The organism is Microbacterium sp. PM5, from assembly GCF_003293595.1.
Classification (GTDB): Bacteria; Actinomycetota; Actinomycetes; order Actinomycetales; family Microbacteriaceae; genus Microbacterium.
In genome coordinates this window covers 232,549-248,547 of record NZ_CP022162.1, presented here as the reverse complement: position 1 = coordinate 248,547, position 15,999 = coordinate 232,549, and the positions used below count along the sequence as shown (strand labels likewise).

The following is a 15,999-nucleotide window of genomic DNA, read 5'->3' as shown; positions in this document are numbered from 1 at the left end:
CGGTCACCTGGCCCTGACATGATGAGGGAATGATCGACACCGACGTTCTGGACACCGGACTGGGCGACGAGGACGACGACGACTTCGACGAGATGGTCGAAGACGGCGACGCCCAGCTCCCCGAGCACCGCTACATGGATCGCGAGCTCAGCTGGCTCGCCTTCAACCAGCGCGTGCTGGAGCTCGCGGAGGATCCGTCGCTGCCCGTGCTGGAGCGCAGCAACTTCCTGGCGATCTTCGCCAGCAACCTGGACGAGTTCTTCATGGTGCGCGTGGCCGGCCTCAAGCGCCGCATCGTGACCGGGCTCGCGGTGCCGACCAACGTCGGTCGCGCCCCCCAAGACGTGCTCGCCGACATCTCCGACGCTGCCCACGCCCTGCAGCTGCGTCAGGCGAACGCCTGGCTCGGGATGGTCCAGCCCGCACTCGCCGAGGCGGGCATCGAGGTCGTCTCCTGGGACGACCTGTCGGTCGATGACCGCAACGAGCTCTCCGAGTACTTCCAGTCCCAGGTGTTCCCGGTGCTGATGCCGCTCGCGGTGGACCCGGCGCATCCGTTCCCCTACATCTCCGGCCTCTCGCTGAACCTCGCGATCCGCATCCGCAACGCGAAGACGGGTCGTCAGGAGTTCGCGCGCCTGAAGGTGCCGCCCATGCTCCCGCGCTTCGTCGCCGTGCCGGGAGACGCCGGACGGGCGCGATACCTGCCGCTCGAGCAACTCATCGCCAACCATCTGGGCGACCTGTTCCCGGGTATGGAGATCCTCGAGCACCATACGTTCCGTCTCACCCGCAACGAGGACGTCGTGATCGAGGAGGACGAGACCGAGAACCTCATCCAGGCGCTCGAGGCCGAGCTGCTGCGACGCCGGTTCGGCCCGCCGATCCGTCTCGAAGTCACCGAGGACATGGACGACGTCACCCTCGACCTGCTGATCGCCGAACTCGACATCACCGAGCAGGAGGTCTACCGCCTCCCCGGCCCACTCGACCTGCGGGGTCTGTTCGACCTGTCTCGCATCGACCGTCCGGAGCTGCACTATCCGGCTCACGTGCCCACGACGGCTCCGGCCTTCCAGCCCGCCGAACAGAACGGGCGCGCCGATCTGTTCGCCGCGATCCGCAAGGGCGACGTGCTCGTGCACCACCCGTACGAGTCGTTCACCACGAGCGTCGTGAGCTTCCTCGAGCAGGCCGCGCGCGACCCGCACGTGCTCGCCATCAAGCAGACGCTCTACCGCACCTCCGGTGACAGCCCGATCGTTCAGGCGCTGATCGATGCCGCCGAACGCGGCAAGCAGGTGCTGGCTCTGGTGGAGGTCAAGGCGCGCTTCGACGAGGCGGCCAACATCGTCTGGGCGCGCAAGCTCGAGAAGGCGGGCGTGCACGTCGTCTACGGCTTGGTGGGGTTGAAGACGCACTGCAAGCTGCTGCACGTCATCCGCGAGGAGGACGGCATGCTGCGCAGCTACAGCCACATCGGCACGGGCAACTACAACCCGAAGACGAGTCGCATCTACGAGGACTTCGGCCTCTTCACCGCCGACGAGCAGGTGGGTCGCGATCTCACGCGCCTCTTCAACGAGCTCAGCGGCTACGCGATCGAGAAGAAGTTCAAGCGCCTGCTGGTGGCTCCCCTGCACCTGCGCAAGGGGCTGCTCCGTCAGATCGAGAACGAGCGACGCCACGCCCTCGAGGGAAAGCCGGCACACATCCGCATCAAGGTCAACTCGATGGTGGACGAGCAGATCATCGATGCGCTCTATCGGGCGAGCCAGGCCGGTGTCCGCGTCGATGTCTGGGTGCGCGGTATCTGCTCGCTGAAGGTCGGTCTGCCCGGCGTGAGCGACAACATCACCGTGCGCTCGATCCTGGGCCGCTACCTCGAGCACTCGCGCATCTTCGCGTTCGCCGGCGCCGGCGATCCTCAGGTGTTCATCGGCAGTGCCGACATGATGCACCGCAACCTCGACCGGCGCGTCGAAGCGCTCGTGCGCGTCGTCGCGCCGGCGCAGATCAAGGAGCTCGTCGACCTGTTCGATCTCGCGATGAGCGCTGAGACGAGTTCGTGGCACCTCGAGGACAGCGGCGAGTGGAAGCGCCACAGCACGGATGCCGACGGCAAGCCGCTCATCGATCTGCAGGACCGCACGATGGCGCAGGTGCAGCGCCGTCGTCGGGCGCGGGCGGTGCGATGACCGACACCGCCGTCTACGCGGCCGGCGGCGTCGTGTGGCGCGTGGTCGACGGCAAGCTCCGCGTGCTGGTCATCCATCGCACGGCCTATGCCGACGTCACGATCCCCAAGGGCAAGGTCGATCCCGGCGAGAGCCTCGCCGAGACCGCCGTGCGCGAGATCTTCGAGGAGACCGGAATCCGCGTGGCCCTCGGCATCCCCGTCGGCGTCTCGCGCTATCACATGCCCAACAAGCGGCAGAAGATCGTGCACTACTGGTCTGCCGAGGCGACGGATGCCGCGATCCGCACCTCCGCGTTCGTGCCCAACAAGGAGATCGCCGCCATAGAGTGGCTTTCGCCGAAGAAGGCGCTTGCGAAGCTGTCGTATCCCGTCGACGTCGAGATCATGGAGCAGTTCCTGCGCTACGTCGACGACGGTGTGCTGCAGACGTTCCCCATCGTCGTGCTGCGCCATGCCCGGGCCCTCCCCCGTGAGGACTGGGACGGCTCCGACGCGGCGCGACCGCTCACGGCTCGCGGAGCGAAGCAGGCGGCGGCCGCCGTCGGGCCGCTGCGCGCGTTCGGGGTGCGCAAGATCGTCTCCAGCGACGCCGTCCGATGCGTGACGACGGTCACCCCGCTCGCCGCGGCGATCGGCAAGGACATCCACCGCACGTCGGCGCTCGGCCAGGACGCGTGGGAGGACGGCACGTCGGACGTCCGCTCGGTCATCGGACGCCGCGTGCGCTCGCGCAAGCCCGCGGTGCTGTGCAGCCACGGCCCGGTGCTTCCCGGCATCCTGTCGGAGCTGGCGCTGGCGACGGGAACACTGCACGGTTCCTACCTCGGGAGCGCGTCCGCCCTGGAGACCGGCGCGTTCTCGGTCGTGCACCTGTCGGCGACCAACCCCGGGTCGGGCATCATCGCGATCGAGACCCACGAGCCGAAGCTGTAGGCCGGTGGAGGGGCTCCGCCTGGCGTGGGCGCGGGTGCCGGCCGCACGGCCCGATCGGCGGACGGTCGCGTGGGCTCTGTTGCGGGGGCTGCTGGCCGATGCCGGGTCGCCGCACGCGGTGCTGACCAACCCCTGCCCGCGGTGCGGGGGCCCGCACGGCCCCGTGCGGGTGAACGACGAGCAGTGGTTCGCCGCGGTGACCTACGCCGGTGCGTCGGCGATCGTCGGCATCCATCCGCGGGCCGGGGCGGCGGGCTTCGCCCTCGACGCGGAACCGTTGCACGATTCCGTGCGAGAGGCGGCGGGCGGCGCGCCCGGCGGGCTGCGGCGGTGGGTGCGTGTGGAGGCCGCCCTCAAGGCCACCGGTCTCGGCCTGCGGGTGGACCCGGCATCCGTCCACGTCGCGGCGCGGGACGACAGCACGGACTGGAGCGCCTCCGTGCCCGACGAGGCGCGACAGAGCGTCGTCACCGCCCGCGGTCAGGATCTCTCCTGCGGGCCGCCGGGCATCCTCCTCTGCGCCGCACTGGTCCCCTGAAAGCAGAGCGGGAGGCTCACTCTCAGCGCTCGTCCTCCCGCGGACGGCGCGCCAGCGTCACGGCGGAGCCGATGGTGAGCACGAGCCCGCCGATCAGCGCAGTCGCCGTGGCCGTCAGGAGCCACGGCGACGCGGGCGTACGCGATGCCGACTCGATGCCCAGCGTGACGGCGAGCGCAACGCCGACGAGACAGATCACCGACCCGATGACCGACAACAGCCGCAATACGGTTGTCGAGAACACGACCGCCCCTCTCACTGACCCCAGCAGCCGACGCCGCCGGTGACGTACACGTTCAGTCTGTGTCGCACGAGTCAAGGGCCGTCTGCCAGCCCCATCCCCAGAAGCCCGTGTAGCCGCGCGCGCCCGAACACGTCGCCGAGGCGGCAGCGAGGGCGCGCGCCTGCGGCGTCGTCTGGGCATCGACCGACGACGTCATGCCGACGACATCGTTGCCGGCGGCCGTGTAGGTCGCCGCGTAGTCTGCGACGTCGGAATCGCTCACCCCGGCCGCGAGTGCCGCCTCGGCGTCGAAGACGCCGGTCGCCGTGTCGGTCGCACTCTCCAACCGGGAAAGCACCCGTTCCTCTGCGGCCGACAGCTGCGAGACCGGGCCGTCGAGGGGGTGCTGCGCGGAGGGAGATGACGCGGGATTCTCGGCAGCCGTGGCGGGACTCGCCGTCAGGAGACCCCCTGCGAGGAGGGCGGCGGCGGCGAGAGCCGCCACCGGACGCAAGTGCAGTTTCATGATGATCTTCACTTCCGTCTCGATGTTCTTCCGTGTGCCGGTAGCGGCGGCTTCACCGTAGGCGAGGACCGCCCGGGCCTCAAGGGTGCGCTCGGAGCCGGCCACACGCCGTCGCCGGATCCGCGAAGGTCGTTTTCCATCGCTCATCGGGAGAATCCAGCGAGACTCGCGCGATGGCACGCGACCGGCTTCGTAGACGAAGGTCGGTGCTCACGTGGTCGATCGGATGCTCGCTGAGCTCCGATCGCCCCGGCCGGCGCTACGGTCGCGGAAGCGGGGGCAGCGCCGTCTGGTCGAGCCACGGCGCGAAGACGTCGTCGAGGTCGCGCCCGGCGATACGGGCGGCCAGAGCGCGGAACTCGTCGGTGGTCGCGAGGGCGTGCCGGTAGGTCTCGACCCACTCATGCAGAACGCGCGAGAAGACGGCGTCACCGACGGCGCATCGCAGGGCATACAGGGTGAGAGCACCGCGCTTGTAGACGCGGTCGTCGAACATCAGGTCGGGCCCGGGATCGGAGAGGACGAGATCTTGCGGCAGCGCGCGCAGGCGCGCGTGATGCTTCGCCGCCTTCTCGGCCACCGTCGCAGCCCCGGAACGCTCGAACCACAGCCACTCGGCGAAGCACGCGAAGCCCTCATTGAGCCAGATGTCCGACCAGCTGCTCAAACCGACGCTGTTGCCGAACCACTGGTGAGCGAGCTCGTGGGCGATCAGCCGTTGCTCGTCCGGGACGAGGTGGTTGCTGCCGAAAACGGCGAGCCCCTGCGCTTCGAGAGGGATCTCGAGCTCGTCCGGCGTCACGACGAGTGTGCACGCCTCCTGCGGGTAGGCGCCGAACGACTCCTCGAACAGAGCGAGCATGGCCGGAACGTCGGCGAAGGCCCGCGCCACCTCACGGCGGAGGGTCGCGGGGGCGAAGACCCGGACGCCGTCGGCGCCGTCCAGGGCGCTCTGCTCGTACGGGCCGACGTGCACGGCGACCAGATAGGTCGCCACCGGCACGGCGGACGCCGAGGTCACCGTGGTGCGTCCGCCGGCCGTCGACATTCCGGTGGGGCGACCGGTGAGGACCGGGAGGTACCCGGCATCCGTCGTCACCGACAGCTGCATCGGCGCGCGCGCGTCCGGGCGGTCGTTGCACGGGAACCAGGTGGGCGCGCCCGTCGGCTGCGACGCGACGAGCGCGCCGTCCTCGAGCTCCTCCCAGCCGATCGTGCCCCAGCGGGACCGACGCGGTGCCGGCGCGCCGGCGTAGACGATCTCGATCGAGAACCGCTCCCCCGGCTGCATGCGATGCGGGAGGGTGATGCGCAGCTTGCGCGGTCCCTGCGAGAAGCGGGTGCGCCGGTCTCCGTCGACGCGCACCTTCGTCGCACGCAGGCCCACGAGATCGACGCTCACGGCCGACACCGCGGTCGCCGCCACGGCGTTGATCGTCGTTCGCCCCTCGAGACGATTGGTGCGCACGCGATAGTCGATCTCCACGTCGTAGGAGTCGACGTCGAACGACGGGTCGCCGCTCTCGGGCGCGTACGGGTCATGCCCGCTCACGAGGTCGACTGGTAGGCGCGCACCTTGACCGCGTGCCAGGGTCCGATGGGGTTTCCGCTCCAGCGCGAGCCGACGGGCACCGTCTCGCCGCGCATCACCAGGGATGCCGGGCCCACGGTCGCATGCGCGCCGATGCTCGCCGCCGGCAGAATGACACTGTGGGGCCCGAGGGTGGCCCCGGCCTCGAGTTCGACGGTGTCCATGCTCATGATTCGATCATGGAACAGGTGCGTCTGCACAACGCATCCCCGGTTGACCGTCGACCCGTCGCCCAGGGTGACGAGGTCGGGCTCCGGCAACCAGTAGCTGTCGCACCAGACGCCGCGCCCGATGGTCGAGCCCAGCGACCGCAGCCAGACCGCGAGGGCCGGCGTCCCGGCGGCGGCGCGCGCGAACCAGGGAGCAGCGACCATCTCGGTGAAGGTGTCGGACACCTCGGTGCGCCAGACGAAGCTCGACCACAGCGGCTGCTCGCCGGCACGGATGGGGCCGACGATCAGCCACTTCGCCGCTGTCGAGACCCCGGCGGCGACGGCGCCCGCGGCCAGCATGACGATGCCCGAGAGCAGGATCGCACCGCCGAGACCGACGGCGTCGATCAGCGCTGCCAGGGCGAAGACGACGAGCACGCCCAACGCACAGGTGACGACGACCGGCACGACGCGTCCCAGCTCCCATAGCGCGCGAGCGACGCGCAGGCGCGCCGACGGCTGATACGTGCGCGTCTCGTCGCCCTCGGCGGTGCGTCGCCGAAGACGCACGGCGGGCGAGCCCAGCCAGGATGAGCCCGGTTTGGCCTTCGCCGGCGCAGCCGAGAGCACCGCGACCAGCCCGTCCCGGGGAACGCGGTGTCCGGGCGCGGCCATGCCGGAGTTGCCGAGGAAGGCGCGCTTGCCGATGCGCACCGGGCCGAGGCGCATCCAGCCGCCGTGCAGCTCGTACGACGCGACCATGGTGTCGTCGGCGAGGAACGCACCGTCTTCGATGCGCGTCAGCGACGGGAGTAGCAGCACGGTGGAGGCTTCGACATCGCGGCCGACCTGCGCGCCGAGCAGGCGCAGCCATACGGGCGTGAACAGGCTCGAGTACAGCGGGAACAGGATCGTTCGCGCCGAGTCCAGCAGGCGCTCGATCGTCCATGCCTGCCAGCCGACGCGGCTGCGTACCGGGTGCACGCCCTCGTCCAGCCCGATCGACAGCACGCGAACCGTCACGACGACGACACCGGCGAAGACGACACCCGCGACCAGCACACCGGGAACAAGCCACACCAGCGCCCCGCCCAGCGCCTCGAGGAGCGACGCCGCACCCTGGATGCCGCGGGCGACGACGAGCGCGCCCGCAGCGAACGCCACCAGCGGCAGGAGTGCCAGAGCGATCGCGGAGGCGGCGTATGCCCAGAGCCAGCGGGTGGGAGCGGGGGCCCGCTCGACGGGCCACTGCGCGGATGTGCCACCCACGCGCACCGCGGGAGAGCCCGCCCACGTCTGGTCGGCTCGCACCCGTCCGAACACCGCCGACCCGGGTGCGATCTCGGCGCGGCGGCCGATCCGGGTGCCGGGAGCGAGCGTGCTGCGCGAACCCACGGTGGCGCCGGCGCCGATGCGGATGGCACCGATGCGCACGACGTCACCATCGATCCAGTACCCCGACAGATCGACCTCGGGCTCGATGGCGGCGCCGTCTCCGATCTCGAGCATCCCGGTGATGGGCGGCAGGGCGTGCAGGTCGACGCCCGTGCCGATGCGCGCCCCGAGGGCGCGGGCGTAATAGCTCACCCACGGCGCTCCGGCGAGGCCCACGGCATCCACCTGGTCGGCGATCTGCTCAGCCAGCCACAACCGGATATGCACCCAACCGCCGCGCGGATAGTCGCCCGGTCGCACGCCGCGCAACAGCAGTCGGGCACATGCCGCCGCGATCGCCATGCGTCCGAACGGCGTTGCGAACACGAGCAGCCCGACCACGACGATGACGAGCGGCGCTTCGGGCAAGACGTCGAAGCCGGGAAAGAGCCGCAAGACGGCCGAGGCGATGAGCAGGTAGAGCATCCAGCGGATGCCGGAGAGGATGAACAGCGGCACGCCGAGCAACGTCTGCGCCCACTGGACCCGCCGCGGCGTCGGTTCGGGGCGGTGGAAGCCGGCAGCGGCATCCTCCTGCAGACCGGTGCCGAGGGCTTTGGCCATCGCCCCCAGCCGGGGCACGTCGTAGATGTCGGCGACGGAGAACTCGGGCACGCGCGTGCGGATGCGTGACACCAGCTGCGCCGCGGCCAACGATCCGCCGCCGAGGTCGAAGAAGTCGGCCTTGCGATCGATGACCGGCATGCCGAGCACGGCCTGCCACTGCTGGGCCAGCCATGCCTCCCCCGGCGAGAGATCGGATGCCGGAAGCTCGACGTTCGGCAACGGCCAGGGCAGGGCCGCACGGTCGACCTTGCCCGACGTGCGCACGGGCAGGTCGTCGACGACGGCCAGCAGGGGCACCATGGGAGCCGGCAGCCGCGCGGCCAGATCCGCCCGCGCCGCGAGACGATCGAAATCCGCGGGCGCCGCGAGGTAGCCGACGAGCACCGGCACCCCGGCCTCGGTGGTGCGAACGGCCGCCGCGGCGCCGGTGACGCCCGGCAGGTCCTGCAGAGCGGCCTCGACCTCGCCGAGCTCGATACGTCGCCCGCCGACCTTCACCTGGTCGTCGGCGCGGCCCTGGAACACGAGCCCCTCCGGCTCGAAGCGGACGAGGTCGCCGGAACGGTAGGCGCGGTCCCAGCCGAGCGTCGGGAACGGGGCGTACTTCTCGGCATCCTTCGCGGGATCGAGGTAACGTGCCAGCCCCACACCGCCGATGATCAGCTCGCCGACGCCCCCCTCGCCGACCGGCTGCCCGTCACCGTCGACCACCGCGAGCAGCCACCCGTCCAGCGGCAGGCCGATGCGAATCGGCAGCGCCCCGTCGAGCGGGGCGGCGCATGCCACGACCGTCGCCTCGGTCGGACCGTACGTGTTCCACACCTCGCGCCCCTCTGCGACGAGGCGGGCCGCGAGCTCGGGCGGGCAGGCCTCGCCGCCGAAGATGAGCAGGCGCACGTTCTCGATGGATTCCGCCGGCCACATCGCGGCCAGCGTGGGCACCGTGGACACGACAGTGATGCTCTGGCGCAGCAACCACGGGGCGAGATCCTCGCCGGAGCGCACCAGCGACCGCGGCGCCGGAACGAGACACGCACCGTGACGCCACGCGAGCCACATCTCCTCGCATGAGGCGTCGAAGGCCACGGACAGTCCGGCGAGCACGCGGTCCTCGGGTCCGAGCGGCGCATGGGGAACGAACAGACGAGCCTCGGCATCCACGAAGGCGGCCGCCGCGCGGTGGGTGACGGCAACGCCCTTGGGCACGCCCGTGGAGCCGGACGTGAAGATGATCCAGGCGTCGTCGTCGACGTTCGGCGGCGGCACCGCCACGACCGCCTGTGTCGCGGGGTGAGGCGCCTCACCGTCGAAGAGATCATTCGCCACGGCGGCTTCTTCGGATGCCGGGGCGTACGTGCCCGTGCCGGTGATGACGCCGCGCACGGCAGCCTCTCCGAAGACCAGCCGCGCACGCTCGTCGGGGTCATCCGCGTCGACGGGCACGTACGCCGCACCGGCGGCGAGGACGCCGAGGATCGCGATGTACAGCTCTTTCGAACCCGACGGCATCCGCACCCCGACGCGATCGCCGCGTCGAACGCCCGCTTCATGCAGGCGCGCCGCGGTCGCGCCCACCCGCGCCAGCATCTCGCGATAGCTCAGGGCGCCCGAACCGTCGTCGATCGCGGAGGCTTCGGGAAACGCGCGCGCCGTGGCACGCAACACGTCCAGCAGCGTGCGGGCCGGGGCCGCAGCCTCCGCGCGACCGAGGAGCGCCCGGGGTGAATCGTCCACGTCAGGAGAGCAGTTCGATCAGCTGCGCCTTCGTCAGGCGTGAGTAGCCCGTTCGGCCGGCGGAGCGCGCACGTTCGCGCAGCTGCACGACGGTGAGGGCGCTCAGGTCCGCGTCGTCATCCGTGGGCTGCGGCGCGCCCGTGTCCGCGGGGGCGGCGAGCTCGGCGGCGAGCGCCTCATCGGCCGCATGCGCGTCGAGCTCGGCGCGCGCGGCAGCGGCCTCCGCGCGGCGTGCGGCCTTCTTGAGCGCCTTCGCCTCGGCTGCCTCCGCCGCTGCGCGCGCAGCGGAACTCTCCGCCTCCTGGGCCGCACGGCGCGCCTCGGCACGCAGCCGCGCCTTGCGATCCGCGGCGGCGACGGCCTTGGCGACCGCTCGTTCGAGCCGCTGGAGCGCCCGCTCCGCCTGACGGGTGACCTTCCGGGGTTTGCGGCGCAGCTTCTTCTTCGATACGTCGGCGGCGTCACGCGCCTCGTCGATGTACTCCTCGAGGCCGGCGGCCAGCTTCTTCGGAAGGTTCTTCGCCGTCTTGGCCGCCGTCTTGGCCGCCGCGGAAGCGTCGGTGATGGCGCTGCGCGCGGCGCGTTCGCTCTTGCTCGTCGTACCCATGGCCGACATCGTAGGGGTGTCATGTGAACCAACGGCGAACCGTTGCCACCGCGCCGCACGCGATCGCTCGAGATCGTTAACCTCTCGTTCACCTCTGCACCGCCGGCCGGTAAGAGTGGCTGTCTAGCGTCGGGGCGTGCCCTGCACCGGGCCCGCATTTCCCACACAACGTGAAGGATTCACAGTGAAGCTCACCCGTATCTCCCAGCTGGGCGCCATCGCGGCCGTCGCCGCCCTCGCCCTCACGGGCTGCGCGTCGTCCGGCAGCAACACGCCGGCCGAGAGCGCGAGCCCGACCGCCACCAGCTCGGATGTCGCCTTCCAGATCGACCCCAGCCTCAGCGGCACCATCACCGCCGGCGGATCCAGCGCGCAGTCCAACGCCCAGCAGGCATGGACGACCGCGTACAACGCGACCGCCAAGAACGTGAAGATCAACTACGACAAGTCGCAGGGCTCCGGCGGCGGCGTGACCAACTTCCTGAGCGGCGCCTACGACTTCGCCGGTTCGGACTCGCCCCTCAACGCCGACCAGACGGCGCAGTCGAAGGCGCTGTGCACCGAGGGCGGCATCAACATCCCGATCTACCTCGACGGTGTCGCGATCATCTTCAACATCCCGGGTGTCACCTCGCTGAAGCTCAGCGGTGAGACGATCGCCAAGATCTTCGCCCTGCAGATCACCGACTGGTCCGACCCGGCCATCACCAAGGACAACGGCACGGCTCTGCCCGCCGGCGCGATCACCACGGTCGCCCGTTCGGACGGCTCCGGCACGACCCAGAACTTCACCAACTACCTCGCCGCGACCCAGTCGTCGGTGTGGACCTTCCCGGCGGGCAAGGACTGGCCGGTTCAGGGCAACGTCTCCAAGCAGAAGGGCGGCTCGGGCGTCGTCGAGGCCGTCAAGGCGGGCTCGGGCACCATCGGCTACGCCGACCACTCCGCGATCGGTTCGCTCAACGCGGCCTCGATCGTCACCAACGGCAACGCCGTCGCCTTCAGCGGCGAGGCCGTCTCGAAGACCTTCGACGTGGCCGCAGTCGACGCCTCCAACGGTGTCGCCGGTGACCTGTCGAAGAAGTTCGACTACACCAAGCTGACCGCTGACGCCTACCCGATCCCGCTGGTCTCCTACGCGGTCGTCTGCTCGACCTTCAAGGACGCCAAGCAGGCTGAGCTCGTGAAGTCGTACCTCGGCTTCGTCACCAGCTCGCTCGGCCAGTCGGTCGCCGAGAAGAACGCCGGCTCCGCGCCGCTGCCGGAGTCCGTCCTCGCCGCCGCCGCGAAGACGCTCTCCGCGATCAAGTAACACCTCGTCCCGGTCCGGTCTGCGCGGCTACGCTGCGCAGACCGGACCTGGCTGAGCAGGCTCGTCGATCCGCGATCGACGGTCCTGCTGAGTCGGACACACACCCGGACTCTGCGATCCCGACCCGAGGAGAACACATGACCCTGCCCGACCCGGGGGCTCGTCGTGGCTGACGTCAAGACCGCACCCGTGCACAAGCCGGCATCCAACATCGTCGGTAAGCGGCGCGCCGGCGACTCGGTGTTCCTGGGTCTGTCGACCACGGCCGCCGTGTCGATCATGATCATCCTCGCGGGCGTCGCGATCTTCCTCATCCTCAAGGGGCTTCCGGCCATCACGGCCAACTGGTCGCAGGGCGACCTTGCCGGATACCAGAACTCCAACTGGTCGAGCTTCTGGGACTATGTCGCACCGCTGCTGTGGGGAAGCATCTGGGCGGCGCTGATCGCCATGGTCCTCGGCACGCCTGTCGCGATCGGCATCGCCCTGTTCATCTCGCACTACGCGCCGCGACGCATCGCCGGCTTCCTCGGCTACATCATCGATCTGCTGGCCGCCGTACCCTCCATCGTCTTCGGCCTCTGGGGCATCATCGTGATGCGCCCGCTGCTGCTGCCGCTCGCCGACTTCCTCAACCAGTACTTCGGCTGGATCCCGCTGTTCCAAGGACCGGTGTCGAGCACCGGCTCGACGATGCTCGCCGGTGGCGTGGTCCTGGCCGTGATGATCCTGCCGATCGTGACATCGATCACTCGCGAGATCTTCCTGCAGACGCCGCGTCTGCACGAGGAAGCAGCCCTCGCTCTCGGTGCGACGCGCTGGGAGATGGTGCGCCTGGCGGTGCTCCCCTACGCCCGCAGCGGCATGGTTTCGGCGACGCTGCTCGGCCTCGGCCGTGCATTGGGCGAGACGATGGCGATCGCCCTGATCGTCTCGCCGAGCCTCATCTTCTCGGTGGCTCTGCTCACCGACGGCTACAACTCGCAGACGATCGCCGCGAACATCGCGCTCAACTTCCCGATCGCCACCGACCTGCAGCGCTCCGCACTGATCGGCACCGGTCTGATGCTGTTCGTGGTCTCCCTCGCCGTGAACATGCTGGCCCGCTACATCATCGCGGCCACAGGTCCCGGCGCGAAGGGCCGCAAGAGAGGAAAGCGCTCGTGAGCGAGCTCACCACCCCCGTGGCCACGTCGTCCACGCCGCCCCTGTCGCTCACCAGCGGTCAGCTGCCGCGGTTCATCGAGCCCATCGTCCTCGTCGTCTCGCTCGCCGTCATCGCCGCCCTCCAGCTCGTGCTCGGCGGCTTCAACGTCGCCACCTGGCTGATCCTCAGCGCGATCGTCTACCTGATCGCCATCGGCGTCTTCTCCGCGATCGTCGAAGGCAGGCGCAAGTCGACCGACCGCGTCGTGCGCGGCCTGGTCACCGTGGCCTTCGTCCTGGCCGTGGCACCGCTCATCTCGACGCTGTGGACCGTGTTCTCCAAGGGCATGGGCGTCATGTCGTGGGACTTCATCACCAAGGTGGGCGGGACGGCGTTCGACCCCAACACCCTGGCCGTCGTCTCGACCCCCGGCGCGCTGCAGGCCATCGTCGGAACGCTGATCATCACGGGGATCGCGGCGCTGATCTCGGTGCCGATCGGCATCCTCGCGGCGGTCTACCTCGTCGAGTACGCGCAGCCGAAGAACCCTCTGCGGCGCACGATCACGTTCCTGGTCGACGTGATGACGGGCATTCCCTCGATCGTCGCCGGTCTGTTCGCCTTCTCGCTCTTCGCCCTGATCGTCGGCCCCAAGGCGTTCAGCGGCTTCTCGGCATCCATCGCCCTGTCGGTGCTCATGATCCCGATCGTGATCCGCTCCACCGAGGAGATGCTGCGCCTGGTGCCGGCCGACCTCCGGGAGGCGTCGTTCGCTCTCGGGGTGCCGCGCTCGATCACGATCATCAAGGTCGTGCTGCGTACCGCTGCCAGCGGCATCATCACCGGCGTCGTCCTCGCCGTGGCCCGTGTCATCGGCGAGACCGCGCCGATCTTCATCGCCGCGAGCTTCACCGACAACTTCAACTCCGACCCGTTCAACGGTGCGATGCAGACCCTGCCGGTCATGGCCTACACGGCCTACAGTTTCCCGGGGCAGGACATCGACGCCTCTCAGGCCCAGGCCTGGGGCGCGGCGCTGCTGCTGGTCATCCTCGTCGTCATCTTCAACCTGATCGCCCGGATCGTCGCGATGGTCTTCGCGCCGAAGGCACGCTAAGCAAGGAAGGCCCCTGTGTCCAAGCGCATCGAAGTCGAAAACCTCAACGTCTACTACGGCGATTTCCTCGCCGTGGAGGGCGTCTCCATGGACATCGAGCCCCGCGCCGTGACGGCGTTCATCGGGCCGTCCGGCTGCGGAAAGTCCACGTTCCTCCGCACGCTCAACCGCATGCACGAGGTCATCCCGGGCGCCCACGTCGAGGGCAAGGTCCTCGTCGACGGCGACGACCTCTACGGCGCCGGTGTCGATCCGGTGCTCGTGCGTCGCCACGTGGGCATGGTGTTCCAGCGCCCCAACCCGTTCCCGACGATGTCGATCAAGGAGAACGTGCTGGCGGGCGTCAAGCTCAACAACAAGCGCATCTCCAAGAGCGACGCCGACGCCCTCGTCGAGCGCTCGCTGCAGGGCGCGAACCTGTGGAACGAGGTCAAGGACCGTCTCGACAAGCCCGGTGCGGGCCTGTCGGGCGGTCAGCAGCAGCGTCTGTGCATCGCGCGCGCGATCGCGGTCTCCCCCGACGTGCTGCTGATGGACGAGCCGTGCTCGGCCCTGGACCCGATCTCGACCTTCGCGATCGAGGAGCTCATCCAGGAGCTGAAGACCGACTACACGATCGTCATCGTCACCCACAACATGCAGCAGGCCTCGCGTGTGTCCGACAAGACGGCGTTCTTCAACATCGCCGGTACCGGCAAGCCCGGCAAGCTCATCGAGTACGACAACACCGACACCATTTTCACGGCCCCGTCCGTTCAGGCGACCGAGGACTACGTCTCCGGCCGCTTCGGCTGATCCCCCCTTCCCCGCGGAGACGCCTTGCAGTTCGGCATCGGTCCTGCCGGGGGGATGCGGCGCACGCGGCCCGTGGGCCGCGGTCAGTCGCGCGGGCTGAGCAGGTAGTCGTTCATGGATGCCGTGAGAGCGGCATCCATCTCGAGCTCGCGCTCGTCGATCGCCGTGATCGGAGCGGCGAGGCGCACGCTGGAGACCAGCCATGCCGCATCGGCCGTGTGCAGTTCGGAGACGGGAATCGTCTCGTAGGCGGTCTCGAACCCTCGCGCCTCGAGGTGTTCGAACAGGCTCAGCTGCGTGGTCCCGTGCAGGATGCCGGCGTTCGGCGCCGGCGTGACGAAGGTGGTGCCGCGGCGCAGGATCAGCGACGCGGTCGGCGCTTCGAGCACGAAGGCGTCGCTCGTCGTGAAGATCGCGTCGTCCGCGCCGCGGCGGTGCGCCTCGCGCAGAGCCGCCATGTTCACGGCGTACGACAGCGTCTTCGCCCCCAGCAGCAGCCACGGCGCTCGGGCGGGCGTGTCGAGCGCATACCCGCGATCGAGGGTCACCACGCGGATGCCGCGCGAGCGTGCGGCCGAGAAATCAGCGGCCGGCGCCGCAGTCACCCACGCGGTGGGCGTCGGACCGTGCTCGATGCCCCGACTCAGGATGAGCTTGATGACCGCCTCGCCTGCGCCGCACGCGGCGGCGGCCAGGGCGACCGCCTGACGCCACTGCTCAAGGTGGGGATGCGGCAGGTCGCACAGCCCCGCCGAATGCGCGAGACGCGACAGGTGGGCTTCGACCTCCTGGGCGTGACCGTCGACGACGCCGATCGATTCGAAGATGCCGTCGCCGCGCTGAGTGCTGAGCTCGCCGACCGTCAGTGCTGGAGCCGCCGGGTCGACTTCGGTGAACGTCGCCGCGAAATCGTTGCGGGAATCACCGCTGTCGGCGGGGTCGATCATCAACGCGAAGTGCCAGGCCATGCCCCGAGCCTAGACCGCGGGAATAGCCCGAAGGGACGGTCCGTTACACTGGAACAGCCGGGCCGCAGTAACCCCGGGCTCCATCTTTCGCCGCTCCGAGCGGCCTCGCGCCGAGAGGCGTTCTGCGGCCCGGCACTTCTCTGCCCGGCCGCACT

The 15,999-nt window shown here is 69.7% G+C and carries 13 protein-coding genes; 7 read left to right on the top strand and 6 right to left on the bottom strand.

The annotated features are described in order from the left end of the window. Positions 1-29 precede the first annotated feature (29 nt). From CEP17_RS01170 to CEP17_RS01160, 3 genes are read left to right on the top strand one after another with little or no spacing between them, the layout of a single operon-like run. The gene (locus CEP17_RS01170; RefSeq protein ID WP_036315351.1) at positions 30-2,198 is read left to right on the top strand and encodes an RNA degradosome polyphosphate kinase; all 2,169 of its coding nucleotides are present in this window, start codon (positions 30-32) and stop codon (positions 2,196-2,198) included. Beyond that, the gene (locus CEP17_RS01165; protein ID WP_112930952.1) at positions 2,195-3,133 is read left to right on the top strand and encodes an NUDIX hydrolase; all 939 of its coding nucleotides are present in this window, start codon (positions 2,195-2,197) and stop codon (positions 3,131-3,133) included. The genes CEP17_RS01170 and CEP17_RS01165 overlap by 4 nt, the downstream gene beginning before the upstream one ends. Before the next feature lie 4 nt (positions 3,134-3,137). Next, on the top strand, positions 3,138-3,671 hold the full coding sequence (locus CEP17_RS01160; RefSeq protein WP_112930951.1) for a chemotaxis protein CheY: 534 nt from the start codon (positions 3,138-3,140) through the stop codon (positions 3,669-3,671). 22 nt (positions 3,672-3,693) lie between these two features. On the opposite strand, the gene CEP17_RS01155 is transcribed toward CEP17_RS01160, so the two are convergent. From CEP17_RS01155 to CEP17_RS01135, 5 genes are all read right to left on the bottom strand, one after another. Next, a complete protein-coding gene (locus CEP17_RS01155; RefSeq protein ID WP_036315357.1) occupies positions 3,694-3,915 on the bottom strand; it encodes a hypothetical protein in 222 nt (73 codons plus the stop codon). A gap of 52 nt (positions 3,916-3,967) precedes the next feature. Beyond that, positions 3,968-4,420 (bottom strand): hypothetical protein, encoded by a 453-nt coding sequence (locus CEP17_RS01150; protein WP_162722374.1) that lies wholly within the window; start codon positions 4,418-4,420, stop codon positions 3,968-3,970. Positions 4,421-4,679: 259 nt separating this feature from the next. Further along, positions 4,680-5,972 carry a M1 family metallopeptidase gene (locus CEP17_RS01145; RefSeq protein WP_112930948.1) on the bottom strand — a complete coding sequence of 431 codons (1,293 nt, stop codon included), beginning with the start codon at positions 5,970-5,972 and terminating at the stop codon, positions 4,680-4,682. After that, on the bottom strand, positions 5,969-9,898 hold the full coding sequence (locus tag CEP17_RS01140; RefSeq protein ID WP_112930947.1) for a Pls/PosA family non-ribosomal peptide synthetase: 3,930 nt from the start codon (positions 9,896-9,898) through the stop codon (positions 5,969-5,971). Before CEP17_RS01140 ends, CEP17_RS01145 begins: the two co-directional genes overlap by 4 nt. Position 9,899: 1 nt before the next feature. Further along, entirely contained in the window at positions 9,900-10,505 is a 606-nt protein-coding gene (locus tag CEP17_RS01135) for a Rho termination factor N-terminal domain-containing protein (RefSeq protein WP_239498556.1), read from the bottom strand. Between the two features lie 184 nt (positions 10,506-10,689). Here CEP17_RS01135 and CEP17_RS01130 point away from each other — a divergent pair, with 184 nt between their 5' ends. From CEP17_RS01130 to pstB, 4 genes are all read left to right on the top strand, one after another. After that, positions 10,690-11,817: a phosphate ABC transporter substrate-binding protein PstS gene (locus CEP17_RS01130; RefSeq protein WP_112930946.1), complete on the top strand. Its 1,128-nt coding sequence runs from the start codon at positions 10,690-10,692 to the stop codon at positions 11,815-11,817. Between the two features lie 165 nt (positions 11,818-11,982). Continuing rightward, positions 11,983-12,984, top strand: coding sequence for a phosphate ABC transporter permease subunit PstC (pstC, locus tag CEP17_RS01125; protein ID WP_112930945.1), 1,002 nt, complete (start codon positions 11,983-11,985; stop codon positions 12,982-12,984). After that, positions 12,981-14,081 (top strand): phosphate ABC transporter permease PstA, encoded by a 1,101-nt coding sequence (pstA, locus tag CEP17_RS01120; RefSeq protein ID WP_112930944.1) that lies wholly within the window; start codon positions 12,981-12,983, stop codon positions 14,079-14,081. Before pstC ends, pstA begins: the two co-directional genes overlap by 4 nt. Positions 14,082-14,096: 15 nt before the next feature. Continuing rightward, positions 14,097-14,876 carry a phosphate ABC transporter ATP-binding protein PstB gene (gene pstB / locus CEP17_RS01115; protein ID WP_039411779.1) on the top strand — a complete coding sequence of 260 codons (780 nt, stop codon included), beginning with the start codon at positions 14,097-14,099 and terminating at the stop codon, positions 14,874-14,876. An 83-nt stretch (positions 14,877-14,959) separates the two neighbouring features. Here pstB and CEP17_RS01110 read toward each other — a convergent pair whose 3' ends face one another. After that, complete coding sequence (locus CEP17_RS01110; protein ID WP_036318905.1) at positions 14,960-15,844, bottom strand: aminodeoxychorismate lyase; 885 nt, start codon at positions 15,842-15,844, stop codon at positions 14,960-14,962. Between the last annotated feature and the right edge of the window lie 155 nt (positions 15,845-15,999).

What these genes read in the sequence shown, in the direction of transcription:
- CEP17_RS01170 (WP_036315351.1), top strand. Translation starts at nt 30, where the DNA reads ATGATCGACACCGACGTTCTGGACACCGGACTGGGCGACGAGGACGAC.
- CEP17_RS01165 (WP_112930952.1), top strand. Translation starts at nt 2,195, where the DNA reads ATGACCGACACCGCCGTCTACGCGGCCGGCGGCGTCGTGTGGCGCGTG.
- CEP17_RS01150 (WP_162722374.1), bottom strand. Translation starts at nt 4,420, where the DNA reads ATGAAACTGCACTTGCGTCCGGTGGCGGCTCTCGCCGCCGCCGCCCTC.
- CEP17_RS01135 (WP_239498556.1), bottom strand. Translation starts at nt 10,505, where the DNA reads ATGGGTACGACGAGCAAGAGCGAACGCGCCGCGCGCAGCGCCATCACC.
- CEP17_RS01110 (WP_036318905.1), bottom strand. Translation starts at nt 15,844, where the DNA reads ATGGCCTGGCACTTCGCGTTGATGATCGACCCCGCCGACAGCGGTGAT.